This window comes from Hymenobacter sp. 5317J-9, assembly GCF_022921075.1.
Classification (GTDB): Bacteria; Bacteroidota; Bacteroidia; order Cytophagales; family Hymenobacteraceae; genus Hymenobacter.
The window spans coordinates 1997997-2012323 of sequence record NZ_CP095050.1 but is presented as its reverse complement, the minus strand read 5'-3'; the positions used below and the strand labels follow the sequence as shown (position 1 = coordinate 2012323).

At 64.8% G+C, this 14327-nt stretch carries 14 protein-coding genes; 9 read left to right on the top strand and 5 right to left on the bottom strand.

All coding sequences use genetic code 11. From position 1 onward, the window contains the following. The first annotated feature begins 46 nt into the window (after positions 1–46). Positions 47–535 (top strand): hypothetical protein, encoded by a 489-nt coding sequence (locus tag MUN81_RS08300; protein WP_245116748.1) that lies wholly within the window; start codon positions 47–49, stop codon positions 533–535. Positions 536–811: 276 nt separating this feature from the next. On the opposite strand, the gene MUN81_RS08295 is transcribed toward MUN81_RS08300, so the two are convergent. Next, positions 812–2020: a hypothetical protein gene (locus MUN81_RS08295; protein ID WP_245116746.1), complete on the bottom strand. Its 1209-nt coding sequence runs from the start codon at positions 2018–2020 to the stop codon at positions 812–814. Between the two features lie 75 nt (positions 2021–2095). After that, positions 2096–2341 carry a hypothetical protein gene (locus MUN81_RS08290; RefSeq protein WP_245116744.1) on the bottom strand — a complete coding sequence of 82 codons (246 nt, stop codon included), beginning with the start codon at positions 2339–2341 and terminating at the stop codon, positions 2096–2098. A 297-nt stretch (positions 2342–2638) separates the two neighbouring features. Between MUN81_RS08290 and MUN81_RS08285 the strand changes: the two genes are divergently transcribed. Next, complete coding sequence (locus tag MUN81_RS08285; RefSeq protein ID WP_245116742.1) at positions 2639–3985, top strand: YfcC family protein; 1347 nt, start codon at positions 2639–2641, stop codon at positions 3983–3985. A 5-nt stretch (positions 3986–3990) separates the two neighbouring features. On the opposite strand, the gene MUN81_RS08280 is transcribed toward MUN81_RS08285, so the two are convergent. Then, positions 3991–4398, bottom strand: a complete 408-nt coding sequence (locus tag MUN81_RS08280; RefSeq protein ID WP_245116740.1) for a hypothetical protein — start codon at positions 4396–4398, stop codon at positions 3991–3993. A 75-nt stretch (positions 4399–4473) separates the two neighbouring features. Then, complete coding sequence (locus tag MUN81_RS08275) at positions 4474–5160, bottom strand: hypothetical protein (RefSeq protein WP_245116738.1); 687 nt, start codon at positions 5158–5160, stop codon at positions 4474–4476. A 191-nt stretch (positions 5161–5351) separates the two neighbouring features. On the opposite strand from MUN81_RS08275, the gene MUN81_RS08270 reads away from it, so the two are divergent. Beyond that, the gene (locus MUN81_RS08270) at positions 5352–7232 is read left to right on the top strand and encodes an alpha-amylase family glycosyl hydrolase (RefSeq protein WP_245116736.1); all 1881 of its coding nucleotides are present in this window, start codon (positions 5352–5354) and stop codon (positions 7230–7232) included. 168 nt (positions 7233–7400) lie between these two features. Beyond that, positions 7401–8288, top strand: coding sequence for a YitT family protein (locus MUN81_RS08265; RefSeq protein ID WP_245116734.1), 888 nt, complete (start codon positions 7401–7403; stop codon positions 8286–8288). A 107-nt stretch (positions 8289–8395) separates the two neighbouring features. On the opposite strand, the gene MUN81_RS08260 is transcribed toward MUN81_RS08265, so the two are convergent. After that, positions 8396–9013, bottom strand: a complete 618-nt coding sequence (locus tag MUN81_RS08260) for a nitroreductase family protein (RefSeq protein ID WP_245116732.1) — start codon at positions 9011–9013, stop codon at positions 8396–8398. 192 nt (positions 9014–9205) lie between these two features. On the opposite strand from MUN81_RS08260, the gene MUN81_RS08255 reads away from it, so the two are divergent. The 5 genes from MUN81_RS08255 (at position 9206) to MUN81_RS08235 (ending at position 14261) form a co-directional block, all read left to right on the top strand. Then, positions 9206–11044 carry a glycosyltransferase gene (locus MUN81_RS08255; protein ID WP_245116730.1) on the top strand — a complete coding sequence of 613 codons (1839 nt, stop codon included), beginning with the start codon at positions 9206–9208 and terminating at the stop codon, positions 11042–11044. 24 nt (positions 11045–11068) lie between these two features. Next, positions 11069–11929 carry a DUF4198 domain-containing protein gene (locus MUN81_RS08250; protein ID WP_245116728.1) on the top strand — a complete coding sequence of 287 codons (861 nt, stop codon included), beginning with the start codon at positions 11069–11071 and terminating at the stop codon, positions 11927–11929. Between the two features lie 70 nt (positions 11930–11999). Continuing rightward, positions 12000–12374, top strand: a complete 375-nt coding sequence (locus MUN81_RS08245) for an STAS domain-containing protein (RefSeq protein WP_046246220.1) — start codon at positions 12000–12002, stop codon at positions 12372–12374. Positions 12375–12482: 108 nt separating this feature from the next. Beyond that, entirely contained in the window at positions 12483–13394 is a 912-nt protein-coding gene (locus tag MUN81_RS08240) for a ribonuclease Z (RefSeq protein WP_245116726.1), read from the top strand. Between the two features lie 120 nt (positions 13395–13514). After that, on the top strand, positions 13515–14261 hold the full coding sequence (locus MUN81_RS08235) for a queuosine precursor transporter (protein WP_245116724.1): 747 nt from the start codon (positions 13515–13517) through the stop codon (positions 14259–14261). The last annotated feature ends 66 nt before the right edge of the window (positions 14262–14327 follow it).

Here is a 14327-nt window from a genome sequence, read left to right as displayed (position 1 = left end):
AGCCCGGCATTTTTTCCTCCATCTTTTACCCATTTACCCCATTCCCATGAAGCAAGGCAACCGCATCTCGGAAACCCTCTCTACCGCCGACGCCAAGAAAATCGTCGACCTGCTGCGCCAGGTCCAGGACCTGATGCCCTTCCTCATCACCCTGCAGCCCGAGGAAAGCCGCGGCCTGCGCAACATCGGCTTCGACGGCGTGCCCTTTGCCCAGGCCGCCCTCGACGCCGTGCGCGCCGACCCGGGCTTCACCCGCCGCTCCTTCGACCTGGCCGAGTTCGAGAAAGACGTGGCCCTCATGGACGGCCTGCGCGGCATCCAGGCCGTGCTCGGGCCCCTGGCCCAAAAAGTGAGCGACACCTACCGCCTGGCCGGCGCCGACGTGATGGTGACCGCCGACGACGTGTACGAAGACCTGCGCCAACCGCCTGAGCGCCGCCAAAGCCGCCAAAGCGGCCCCCGCCACGGCCTAGCCCCGCCCCCGACCGGTTCCGGACCCCTCCCGGGTGCTGCGGAACCGGTCCCGGGTGGTTGAGAACCGGTACTGAGTGGTTTCCAACCACTGCAAAGTGGTTCCGGACCGGTCGTGAGTGGTTGGGAACCGGTCCCGGGTGGTTCGGAACCACTCCAAAGCGGTTATAAACCGGTCAGAAGTGGTTCGAAACCACTTCTGACCGGTTTTTTACGTATCGCCCCGCCCTCCTCTCCCGCTGGCTACGGCCACGGGTTGCTGCCCAAGTGGGTAGTTCGAGCGGCAACCCAGCTCACCGACGCGGACCGGCTGGAAAACGAGTAGGCGCCGTTAGCGGGCCTAGCCGGGCCGCTGGGCGCGCATCAGGCGGCCAAACCCGCCGATGCCCACGTCGAGGTAGAAGAGCGTGCCGCTCGCGGCCGGCGCCTGCGGGCTGCGGGCGGCGCGCACGCCGCTCCGGATTTTGAGCAGCCAGGAGCCAATTTCCGGGCCGCTTTCGGTGCGCCAGAGCAGTATGTTCAGGTCGAGGCCGGCGGTGAGGGGGTGCCCGTAGGTGACGTCGAAATCCAGGTCCGGGTTTTTGCGGTCCTCCATCTTGGCGGGCGCGAAGTTGCACCACGAAGCCCCCACGAAGGGCGTCACCTGCAGGCGCTTGGCTTCGAGCAGCCGGTAGCCCACCGATAGTTCGGGCACGTAGTAGTTGAGGCGCTGCCCGGCGGGCCAGGTGTGGCCGTCGGCGGTGTAGGGGCGGCGGGTTTCGGCCGTGCCGATGTAGTTACGCAGGTAGAGCATGTACCGGTCCCAGCCGAACTCAAACCCGTGCCCGAAGTTGAACACCGGCCGGAAATCGGCGTTGAGCCCGCCCGTGAAGAAGCCCGTGCCGGAATGGAAATCGAGCCCGTAGCTAAACCGCGAGGGCTTGTATTCGGGCCGCACCGCACGCGCCACGAAGTACCCGTACTCGGAGCGCGGGTAGCGGTCCAGAAACTGCTGCAGGTCCGCATTTAGCCCCTGGGAAGTCGGCGAAAAGCGTCGCTGCGTCAGCAGCGAGAGGGCCAACTGCAGAAACGTGGAATCTTCGGCCGGCACGCGCACCTGCCGGGCGCGGGCGCGCAGGTCGGCCTCGTGGCGCACGAGGTAGTCCTGGGTCAGGTCAAACAAGCCATCGCGGGGCGGCTGCAGTCGGGGCCGGGCCAGGCGCGGGGCGTCGAAGGGATTGTCGGCGGCCACGCGCTTGAGCAGCTGCTCAAATTGCCCGGCCGCCAGCAGCAGGGCCCAGGCCTCGGGCGGCTGCACGGCGGTCACGGAGTCGGGTACCGTTTGGGCCACGTAGGCCAGCAGCTGGGGTACCTGGCGCACCTCGTCGCGCCGCAGGTCGGCCAGCAGCAGCTCGCGCACCTGCACCACGCGCACCATGGGCGGCACGGTGCCCTGGGTCAGGCGCCGGTTCAGTTGCCGCGTAATCGAATCGGTGGCCGGGGCCTGCTGCGCTTGCGCCGCGGTGCCCGCCAGGAAGAACAGGCCCGCCAGGGCGCCTCGCCAGGTCATACAAAAGCTGCTACGCCGCGTTGGTAGCAACGGGCCCGGCGAATGTCGTAAGAAATTCCCGCCTGCCAAGCCGGCTCACAGGGCTTCGGGCAGGCGCACCAGCTTGAGGTAGTCGCCCAGCCCGGTGGGCTTCTGGAACACGTGGATGAAGAGGATGTGCTCCTCGCCCCGACTACGCCAGGTTTCGGCATAAAAACCTTCTACCGCATACAGCACCAGGTCGAAGCTGTCTTCCTGGCGCTCGGCCAGGCGCGTGCCGTGCCGGGCCAGGTGCTCGGCCTGGCGGCGCTGGTGCAGAGCTTTAAATTCGGCGAAGGTCATCAGAGGGTACAAAAGAACGTCATGCTGAGCGCAGTCGAAGCATCTCTACCGCGCAACCGATTAAAGTTAGTGTTGCAGTAGAGATGCTTCGACTGCGCTCAGCATGACGTTCATTTTCTCAACTGTCCACCCATAATGAAGCCAATTAACGCTCAGCCGTGAGAAGGTCCTTCGCTGCGCTCAGGATGACAGACAGTACACGCGAGATGCTTCGACAGGCGGACGCCAACTGAAGCATGACGGGTTGGTGACGCTAGCCTGACGTTCTTTTGTTCCCGATTCACCGTCCATTTTCCCATGAACACCTTTCGCTTTCCTCACCCGCTGGTGCTGCTGGTGGGCTTCATCGTGCTGGCCGCGGTGCTTAGCTACGTGCTGCCCGCCGGCCGCTTCGACCGCCGCCAAGACCCCGTTGCCCAGCGCGAAGTGGTGGTGGCCGGGTCGTACCACCGCGTGCCCGCCACGCCCGTGGGCCCGCTCGACATGCTCGTGGACCTGCCCAAGGGCCTGGCCGATGCCGCGGGCGTGGTCTTTCTCATCTTCCTGGCCGGCGGCGCCTTCACCGTGGTCGACCAAACCGGCGCCCTGCGCCACGGCGTCGACTGGCTGCTGCTGAAAACCCAGGGCCGGCAGGTGCTCGTCATTCCGCTGGTGGGGCTGCTGTTTGCCACCATGGGCGCCCTCGAAAACATGGGCGAGGAAATCATTGCCCTGGTGCCGGTGCTGCTGGTGCTGATGCGGCGGCTGGGCTTTCCGGCCCTCACGGCCGTGGCGGCCAGCGCCGGGGCGGCGTTTGTGGGGGCCTCGTTCAGCCCCATCAATCCCTTTCAGGTGGGCATTGCCCAGAAGCTGGCGCAGCTGCCGCTGCTCTCGGGCGGGGCCTACCGGCTGGCGTTTCTGGTGCCGGCATTGGCCTTGTGGCTGTGGGGCACCATTCGGCACGCCCAGCGCCACCGCGTGCCCGTGGAAATAACCGAAGCCGAAGCCGCTGCCGACACCCGCGGCGCCGGCCGCCACGGCCTGGTGCTGCTGCTGCTGCTGGCCGCCTTCAGCTACTTTGCCTACGGCGTGGTGCAGCAGGGCTGGGGCTTCGAGGAGATGGGCGCGCTGTTTTTTGCGCTGGGCGTGGCGGCGGGGTTGCTGGGTGGCCTGGGTGCCACCGGCACGGCCGAGGGCTTCGTGGTGGGCTTCCGCGACATGGCCTTTTCGGCCATGCTCATCGGCTTTGCCCGCACCATTTTCGTGGTGCTGGAGCAGGGCAACATCGTCGACACCATCGTGAACGGCCTGGCCACGCCGCTGGGCCACTTGCCCGTGTCGGTGGCGGCCCTGGGCATGATGGCGGTGCAAACCGCCCTGCACGTGCCCGTGCCCAGCGGCAGCGGCCAGGCCACGCTCACCATGCCCCTGCTCACGCCCCTCTCCGACCTCATCGGCCTGTCGCGGCAAGTAATGGTGCTGGCGTTTCAGTACGGGGCCGGCCTCTGCGAGCTCATCACGCCCACCAACGGCACGCTCATGGCCATGCTGGCCGCCACCGGCGTGCGCTTCGAGCAGTGGCTAAAGTTTGCCTGGCCGCTCTACCTCGGCCTGGTCATTATCGGCGTCATCAGCATCGTCACCGCCATCGCCGTGGGGATTTAGCGGACCTAATCGGCCCGCAGCTCGCTGGCCTGGAAAATGCGCGGGAGCTTGCGCTTGCGCTCCACAATCTGAAACGTGGCCGTGTCGCTGGTTTCGTCCCAGTACACGTCGGACACGTGGCCGAAGTGGCGGTACTGGCCCGGCTGCGGTGTCACCTCCTCCACCGCATCGCCGAAGCTGAACTTGGGCTTGTGGTAAATTTCCTTAAACAGCTCGGGGCGCACGAGGAACTGCTGCTCGTCGTAGCGAATGGTGAGCCACTCGCCTTCTTCGTCTTCGGCAATTTTCTCGAAAAGCTTGCCCACGGGCTCCAGCAGCTCAAAGGAACGGCGGTTGGCGGGGTGAATGTAGCGGAAGCCGTAGTCGGGCGACCAGCCGTAGAGGCCAAAAACAACGGGTTTGGGACGGGGCATTGGGTAGGGGAAACGCAGGGCAAAGATTACCCTCAAAACCCCAAACCGACCATTGAAGTTGCCGCCGGATGCGCTTTAGTCCGCCTGTGGCATGGCGGCCAGGTGCGGGGCGGCGTGCGCCAGCAGACGGTCGCGGTGCGCGGCGCCGTCGTAGGTGTTGCCAAACGAAATGCGGTGCTTCTGGCCATCGGTTTGGTGCACCAGCGCATCAGCCGGGCCATCGGCCTCCACGGCGGCTACATCGGCCCAAGTGAACTCGTGCGCCGGGCCCAAGCGCTGGGTGCGCACGGCAAATCCGTGGGCGTGCAGATGCAGGAACTGCCGGTCGGTCAGCTTGTTGAGGCGGAAGGCCAGTACCACGTACATCAGGGCCACGGCAGCGTATAGCCAGGGCAGCACGTGCAGGCGGTGCGGGGCGCCGGCCAGTTCGGCTTCGTGGTGGCGGTGCCAGATGTGGTAGCTTTCCAGAGCCAGAATACCGGCGGCGGCCAGCTCCAGCCAGGCCACTCGCTCGCGGTGAAAGGGGTTATGACGCAGGTGCCGTAGCTCGCGCACCATCAGCATGAGATAGGCGGCCCCCACGGCTATTTCCAGCCCGCCCAGCACCGTAAAATGCTCGGCGCCCGTGAGAATGGGGATAACCCCGAAAAACAGCACCAGCGCCGGCGCCACGTGCCCCAGCGACTTGCCCACCTGCTGCTTGGCGTGGCGGCGGTGGTAAAGCGTGGTGCGGCCCTCGGCGGCAGGCGGAGCGGTATTCATGGCGGAAAAGGTCGGCAGAATTTAGCAAATCGGCAACCGCGGCCTGCGCCAGGCGCCTGACTAGCAGCGCAAATGCCCCCCGGCCGTGCGTAAGCCAGCCAAAAGTTTGGCAACTGCGTATTGTCCAGCTACCTCTTGCCTGGCACCGGCCGAATTTTTGGCTGCCCGGGCAAAGGTTTTTGTTTTTTTCAATGTCAACCGTTTCCGCTTCCAAACCGGCGCCCCGCGCCAACGCGTTCGCCAAAACTGCTACCCCCACGCCTGCTCCCCAGCCCGCTACGCCCAGCCCCCAGCCCGGCATGGGCGCCGTGCCCCACGCCGGCGGCACCACCTTTCGGGTGTGGGCGCCCCACGCCGAGGCCGTTGCGGTCATCGGCACGTTCAACGACTGGAACGCCGCGCAGCACCCGCTGCAGCACGAAGCCGACGGCTACTGGGCCACCGACGTGCCCGGGGCCAAGCCCGGCGACGAATACAAATACCACCTCACCAACGGCAAGCAGCAGCTCGACCGCAACGACCCCTACGCCCGGCAGGTCACCAACTCGGCCGGTTCCTCAGTCATTCACGACCCCAATTTCGACTGGGCCGACGACGAGTTTCACATGCCGGCCTGGAACGAGCTCGTGATTTATGAGCTGCACGTGGGCACCTTCAACGCCCCCGATGCCGACAAAGTGGGCACCTTTGCCGACGTGGCCGAAAAGCTGCCCTACCTGCGCGATTTGGGCATCAACTGCATTGAGCTGCTGCCGGCCACCGAGTTTCCGGGCAGCCGTTCGTGGGGCTACAACCCCTCCAACCCGTTTGCCCTCGAAAGCGACTACGGCGGGCCCGTGGCCTTCAAGCAACTGGTGAAGGCGGCCCACCAGCACGGCATTGCCGTGGTGCTCGACGTGGTGTACAACCACTTCGGCCCCGGCGACCTGGATTTGTGGCAGTTCGACGGCTGGAGCGAGAACGACGGCGGCGGCATCTACTTCTACAACGACTGGAAAGCCGAAACGCCCTGGGGCCACAACCGCCCCGACTACGGCCGCCCCGAAGTGCGCCAGTACATCCGCGACAACGCCCTGATGTGGCTGCAGGAATACCGCGTCGACGGCCTGCGGGCCGACGCCATTGCCTTCATTCGCAACGTGAAAGGGGAAGACAACCCCGGCGACGACCTGCCCGAAGGCTGGAGCCTGATGCGCTGGATAAACGAGGAAATCGACCAGACCATGCCCTGGAAAATTACCATCGCCGAGGACATGCGCGGCCACGCCGGCATCACCGAAAGCGTGGAAAAGGGCGGCCAGGGTTTTGATTCGCAGTGGGATTCCTCGTTTGTGTACCCCGTGGTGCAAGCCCTCACCGCCGCCCACGACGCTGACCGCAACATGCCGGCCGTGGCCGAGGCGTTGGCCGTGACCTACAACGGCGACGCCTTCCGCCGCGTCATCTACACCGAAAGCCACGACGAGGTGGCCAACGGCAAAAGCCGCGTGGCCGAGGAAATCATGCCCGGCGCGGCCGACCATTATTTTGCCAAGAAGCGCACCACGCTGGGCGCGGCGCTGGTACTCACGGCGCCGGGCATTCCCATGCTGTTTCAGGGGCAGGAGTTTCTGGCGCCCGGTGAGTTCAACGACGCCGAGCCGCTGGAATGGGCGCACGTGGAAGCCAACGCCGGCCTGGTGCACCTCTACCGCGACCTGATTGCGCTGCGCCGCAACTTCCACGGCCTCACGCGCGGCCTGGGCGGGCAGCACACCCGCGTCTTCCACGTCAACGACGAGGAGAAGCTGGTGGCCTTCGCCCGCTGGGCCGACGGCGACGGCGGCCCCCGCGACACCACCGTGGTGCTGGCCAACTTCGCCCACCAGGCCCACGAGGCCTACACCATCGGCCTGCCCGGCCCCGGCCACTGGACGGTGCGCTTCAACAGCGACTGGCGCGGCTACGACGGGGAGTTTGGCGACTTCGACAGCTTTGGCCTCGATGCCGAGGAGGGCGAATACGACGGCTACGCCTGGCACGGCAGCATTGGCGTGGCGCCCTACGCCGTGCTCATTCTGTCGCAGGATTAGGGCGCTTGGGAAATACTCTCAACGTCGTGCCGCGCCGGCAGTCACGCTACTTGAGCGCGACCGCCGGCGCGGCATTTTTGCTTTTGTCGACCCAAAATCCCAAGCTCTTTCGCCGCCCGAACGCCGGGTTCGGGCCGTGTTTCTTCCATTTTGCCTTTCCTTTGCTGCATGGCCAACACCCCTGCCAAGACCATTAACCGCCCCGCTTCTGAGGTTCAAAACGCAGCTTTTATCGTAGCAGGCGTCGTCGCCGCCGCCTTCGGCCTCAAGGCCTTCCTGCTGTCCAGCCACTTCATCGACGGTGGCGTGACGGGCGTTTCGATGCTGCTGGCGGCGTTGCTCCACCTGCCGCTGGCGGCTCTTATTCTGGTCATCAACCTGCCCTTTGTGGCGCTGGGCTACCGGCAGATGGGCCGCCGCTTTGCCGTGCGCAGCGCCATTGGCATCGGCGGGCTGGCCCTGGTGCTGGCCTTCGTCCCGTTTCCCGACATCACGTCCGACCGCCTGCTCACGGCCGTGTTCGGCGGCGTGTTCATTGGGGCGGGCATTGGGCTGGCCATGCGCGGCGGCGCCGTGCTCGACGGCACCGAAATAGCCGCCCTGCTGGTGAGCCGCCACCTCACCTTGCTAAAAGTCAGCGACATCATTCTGATTCTGAACGTCATCATCTTTGGCGTGGCAGTGTGGGTGCTCGGCACCGAGCCGGCGCTGTACTCCATGCTCACCTACTTCGCGGCGTCGCGGGTGATGGAATTCGTGCTCAACGGCATCGAGCAGTACACGGGCGTCACCATCGTGTCGGAGCAGAGCGAGGCCATCCGGCTGGCCATCACCGAGGGCCTGGGCCGGGGCGTGACCCTCTACCAGGGCAAGGCCGGCTTCGGCAAGCGCGGCGAGCAGCTGAGCCAGCGCGACATCGTGTTCACCGTCGTCACCCGCCTCGAGCTGCCCCAGCTCCACGCCGCAATCCAGCGCATCGACCCGAACGCCTTCGTGGTGCAGTACGGCATCGACGACGCGCACGGCGGCATCATCAAGAAGCGGCCGCTGCACTAGCACCTCCGCCACTCCTCACGCAGCAAACCGCCTGTCCGGTGGCTCCCTTGGAGCTGCAAGACAGGCGGTTTGCGTGAGGGATTCTTAAAGCCGACTTACACCGGCGCCTAGTCGTAGCGCTCATCGGCCAGGCCGGGCCAGGCGCCTTCAAACAGAAATTCGGCCAGCGGCTTGCGGGCGCGCGGGGCCAGCTCTTTTTCGCGCAGGCCATCGGCCAGGCTGCCGGGGTCGCCGGGGTAGCCGAGGGTGAACACTGCCACCGGCTCGTAATCGGCCGGAATAGCAAAGGACTCCCGCAGCTTGTCGGGCGAGTAGCCGGCCATCTGGTGCACCTGCAGGCCCAGTTCGGTGGCCTGAATGGCGAGGGTGGCCGTGGCCTGGCCCACGTCGTGCCGGGCCCAGGCGTTGGAGTTGCCGTCGTGCGAGAATGTGAGTTTGGCAATGCTCACGCCCAGCACCGGCGCGTTTTTGGCCCACGCCTGGTTGAACTCGCCCATGCTGGCCAGAATCTTTGCAAAGGCCTCGGGGCTGGTGCTTTGCGAACCCACAAGGTAGCGCCAGGGCTGCTCGCCGAAGCAGGACGCTGCCGACGAAGCGGCCGCAAACACCTGGGCCAGGGCCTCGGGCGGCACGGGCTGGCTGCTGTAGGCGCGGGGGCTGCGGCGCTGGGCCAGCACCGGCAAAATGGGGGTTTCGAGGGCAAGAACGTTGGTGGAGTCGGCCATAATACTTTGGACAAGGGAACAAATGGGGTATTGCAAGGGCCCTAACAGGCGCGACGAGTTGAAGTTTTGGCCCGGCCCCGACGGCCCGGCGAGCGGACGGCCGTAAAAAAGGCGGCCCGCAGTGGCATCTACGGCGCTAGCCGGCTTACCTTTCGCCGCGTTCTTTGTCCCTGCCCTTCCGTGCCCGCCCCCATGCAAACCACCTCCAACGCCCCCGAAGCCCTGTTTCCCGATTCGCTCCTCGTCGAGGTAGCCTGGGAGGTCTGCAACCAGGTGGGCGGCATCTACACCGTTATTCGCTCCAAGGTGCCGGCCACCATGCCCGCCTGGGGCAGCCGCTACTGCCTGCTGGGCCCCTACTTCCCCAACATGGCCCAAGGCGAGTTCGAGCCCTTCGACGACCTCACCGTGCACACCGCCTCCGACCCGTTTGGGGCGGCCGTGCGCACCATGCGCGCCCAGGGCTACGACGTGAGCTACGGCACCTGGCTGGTGACGGGCCGGCCCCGGGTGGTGCTCATCAACCCGTTTCAGGCTTACCCTAAGCTGGGCGAATTAAAATCGGAGCTGTGGCAGCGCCACGGCATTCCCTCGCCGGATACCGATGACTTGCTGCACCAGGTCATTGCCTTCGGGCACCTCACCACCATTTTCTTTCAGCACGTGGCGGCGCAGGTGAAGCCCGCGCAGCGCCTGCTGGGCCACTTCCACGAGTGGATGACCGGCGTGGCCATTCCGGAGCTGCGCCGCCTGCACGTGCCCGCGCATTTGCTCTTCACCACCCACGCCACGCTGCTGGGCCGCTACCTAGCCATGAACGACCCCGATTTCTACGACCACCTCATGTGGGTGAACTGGGAAAACGAGGCCAAGCACTTCAACATCGAGCCGGCCGTGAAGATGGAGCGCGCCGCCGCCCACGGCAGCCACGTCTTCACCACCGTGAGCGAGCTGACGGTGCGCGAGTGCATCTATTTGCTGGACCGGATTCCGGACGCGGTGCTGCCCAACGGCCTCAACATCGAGCGCTTCGTGGCCCTGCACGAGTTCCAGAACCTGCACCAGCAGTACAAGGCCAAGATTCACGAGTTCGTGATGGCGCACTTTTTCCAGTCCTACGCCTTCGACCTGGACAAGACGCTGTATTTCTTCACCTCGGGCCGCTACGAGTACCACAACAAAGGCTTCGACCTGACCCTTGAAGCCCTGGCCCGCCTCAACTACCGCCTGCAGCAAAGCGGCCTGGAAGGCCAGGTGGTGATGTTTTTCATCACGAAGCGCCCTTACACCAGCATCAACCCGCAGGTACTGGAGCGCCGCGCCCTGCTCGACGAAGTGCACGAAACCTGCCAGGCCATTGAGCGGCAAGTGGGCGAGCGCCTGTTCTACGCCGCCGCCGCCAGCCAGGACCACAAACTGCCCGAGCTCAGCTCCATGGTGGACGACTACTGGCGCCTGCGCTACCGCCGCACCCTCCAAACCTGGAAGACCAACACCCTGCCGCCCGTCATCACCCACAACCTGGTGAACGACCAGGACGACGACATCCTGAACTTTATGCGCCGGGCCAACCTGCTCAACCACAAGCACGACCGGGTGAAAATGGTGTACCACCCCGACTTTGTGTCGCCAGCCTCGCCGCTGCTGGGCATGGAGTACGGGCAGTTTGTGCGCGGCTGCCACTTGGGCGTGTTCCCGAGCTACTACGAGCCCTGGGGCTACACCCCGCTCGAGTGCGTGGCCCGCGGCGTGCCCGCCATCACCTCCGACCTGTCGGGCTTCGGCGACTACGTGCTCGAAACCATCCCCGAGCCGGAGCAGAAAGGCATTTTCGTAGTGCACCGCCAGGAAAAGTCCTTCGACGAGTCGGCCGAGGAGCTCACCAACATGATGTGGGACTTCGTGCTGCTCAACCGCCGCGAGCGCATCATGCAACGCAACGCCGTGGAAAGCTCAGCAGAGCTTTTCGACTGGAAAAACCTGCGCGTGCACTACGACCGGGCCTACGCGCTGGCGCTGGAACGGCAGTAAGAAACGCCGGCGTTTACTCAGCACATGAAGTATCGATTCACCGTCGTACTGGCTTTGTTTGCCACGGCCGCCCTCGCCCACGAGTTCTGGCTTGAAGCCCCGCGCTTCCGCCTCTCGCCCGGCGCCACGGTCAGCATTCGGCCCCTCATCGGGGCCGACTTTGTGGGCAAGCCCTGGACCACCAAAGCCACCAAAGTGCTACGCCTCGTGCGCTACGGCCCCGCCCCGGCCGACACCACCGACCTCACCCCCAAAAACGCCGCCGAAACCGACACTTTCCGCACCGGCTTCGCCTTTGCGCAGCCCGGCACGCACGTGCTGCTGATGCGCTCCACCAATTCCTTCATCGAATTGCCGGCGAACGAATTCACGGCCTACCTGCGCGAAGAAGGCCTGGACTATGCCCTGAAGCTGCGCCAGGAAAACGACCAGATGGCCCTGCCCGGCCGCGAAACCTACCGCCGCTGCGCCAAAGCTTTGGTGCAGGTGGGCGACCCCGCTCCTGCCCCTGCCGACACGGCCTGGCGGCACGTCTACGGCCTGCCCCTGGAACTGGTGCCCGAGCAAAACCCCTATCGCGTAGCCACTGATAAGTCGCTCACGGTGCGGGTACTACGCAACGGCCGGCCGGCATTTGGGGCGGCCGTGCAGGTGTGGCAGCGCCAGCCGGGCGGGCTGCCCACCACTCATTTCACCACCCGCGCCAACCAAAACGGTCGAATCTTGTTACGACTATCCGGACCCGGCCCCTACCTGCTGGCGGCCGTGGACATGACGGCTGCTCCTACCCGGCTGCGCGACCGCGCCGATTGGCAATCTACCTGGGCCTCGCTCACCTTTGCGGGACCACCCGCCGCCGGGCTGCGCTCCGGCGCAAAACATTAGCCGGCTTCACCCAAAATTTTGGGTTTTTTATTTACCTTCGCCGTTCCCTTACTCTCCTTGCTTACGCTGTATGAAGTACACGATTGATAAAAAAGAAAGCTACACCATCATCACCATTGAGGAGAAGAAGCTCGACACCACCGTTGCGCCCGACCTCAAATCGGAGTTTGTGAAGCTGAACGCCGAAGGCATCAACAACTTAATCCTGGACCTCACGAACGTGAAGTACACGGATTCGTCGGGCCTTAGCTCCATTCTGATTGCCAACCGGCTGTGCAACTCCACGGGCGGCCTGCTGGTGCTCACCGGCCTGCAAGACCACGTGCTGAAGCTCATCACCATCAGCAAGCTGGAGTCGGTGCTGCACATCCTGCCGACCGTAGAAGAAGGCATCGACCGCGTGTTTCTGCACGCCATCGAGCGCGACCTGACCGATAAGGAGTAGCTTTTTAGCCGCAAGCCATAAGCTGCAAGCCGCAAGCTGCTGTTCTGCTTCTAGCCAGGACACTAGCTTGCGGCTTGCAGCTTATGGCTTGCGGCTTTTTCTGAACGCATGACTTTCGAGCTGAAGATATTGGGCTCGGCCTCGGCCACGCCCGTGGCGGGCCGCCACCCCACGGCGCAGGTGCTCACGGTGGGCGCGGCGTCCTACCTCATCGACTGCGGCGAGGGCACGCAATGGCAGATGCTGGAACACCGCGTGCGTCCCCACCACCTGCGGGCCGTTTTCGTCTCGCACCTGCACGGCGACCATTACTTTGGGCTGTTTGGGCTGCTGGGCACCATGCACCTGCAGGGGCGCACCCAGCCGCTGCGCATCGTTGGCCCGCCCGGCCTCGACGAGGTGCTCATCACCCAGGCCCGCGTCTCGAACATGCACCTGGCCTTCGCCATGGAGTTTACGCCCATCGACACGGAGGCCCACGCCGTGGTGTACGAGGACGACGTCATCAGCGTGGCTTCGCTGCCCATGCGCCACCGCATTCCGTGCAGCGGCTACCTGTTCTCGGAAAAGCCCCGACGGGCCAACCTCCTGAAGGAAAAGCTGCCCGCCGGCCTGCGCCCCGAGCAGTTGGCGCGCCTGGCCCAGGGCCTCGACCTCGAAGCCGACGGCACCCAGCCCGGCCTGCGCCACGCCGACGTGGCCGGCCCGCCGCCCGTGCCGCGCCGCTACGCCTTCTTCTCCGACACGCTGTACACGCCCGCGCTGGCGGCCCTCATTCAGGGGGTCGACCTGCTCTACCACGAGGCCACGTTTCTGGAAGACCTGCGCGAGCGCGCCGCCCAAACCCACCACAGCACCGCCCGCCAGGCCGCCCAACTGGCCCTCGACGCGCAGGCCAAGCGCCTGCTGCTGGGGCACTTCTCCAGCCGCTACAAGGCGCTCGAGCCGCTGCTGCACGAGGCCCGGGCCGTATTTCCCACCGCCGAGCTGGCCACCGAAGGGCTGCTGGTGAGTATTTAATGCCGTTTGTCATCCTGAGCTTGCGAAGGACCTTTCCACGTTGGAATTGGCTACTGCGAACCGTTCAGCCGTGATAAGGTCCTTCGCAAGCTCAGGATGACAATTGCCAACCAAAAAGCTATGACTCCCTTCGCGCACAAAAAGCAGCAGTTGTACCTCGTGCTGAGCGGCATTTTCATCGTGAATGCGCTGCTGGCCGAAATCATTGGGGTGAAGATATTCTCGCTGCTGCCGCTGATGGGCCGCGACGACAACCTCACGGCGGGCGTGCTCATCTGGCCGGTGGTGTTCGTAACCACCGACATCATCAACGAGTATTTTGGCAAGGCCGGGGTGCTGCGGGTGAGCTACCTCACCATGGCCCTCATCCTGTTTGCCTTCGGCGTTATCTACCTCACCACCAAGCTACCGCCGGCCGCCTTCTGGCTCGACGTGAACAAAACCGACAACCTGGGCCGGCCGTTCAACATCGACTTTGCCTACCAGAGCATTTTCCGGCAGGGGCTGGGCATCATCACCGGCTCCATTGTGGCGTTTGCGGTGGGGCAGGTGCTCGATGCCACCATTTTCGCGGCCATCCGCAAGGCTACGGGCGGGCGCTTCGTGTGGCTGCGGGCCACGGGCTCCACGCTGGTGTCGCAGCTCGTCGATTCGTTTGTGGTGCTCTACGTGGCGTTTTACCTGTTCGGCAACTGGAGCTTCAACCAAGTGATTTCGGTGGCCAACACCAACTACTGGTACAAATTCGCGGCGGCCATTCTGCTCACCCCGGTGCTCTACCTGGCCCATTTCCTGATTGACCGCTACCTGGGCCCGGAAGAAACGGCCGAGCTGCAGGAAGAAGCCGTTGAGAACGTAAGCGTGTAATTTTGCCCGCTCACGGCCATTTGCCGGCCGCGCACGCTCGCGCTCATCTTCTCATTCATCAGCTAG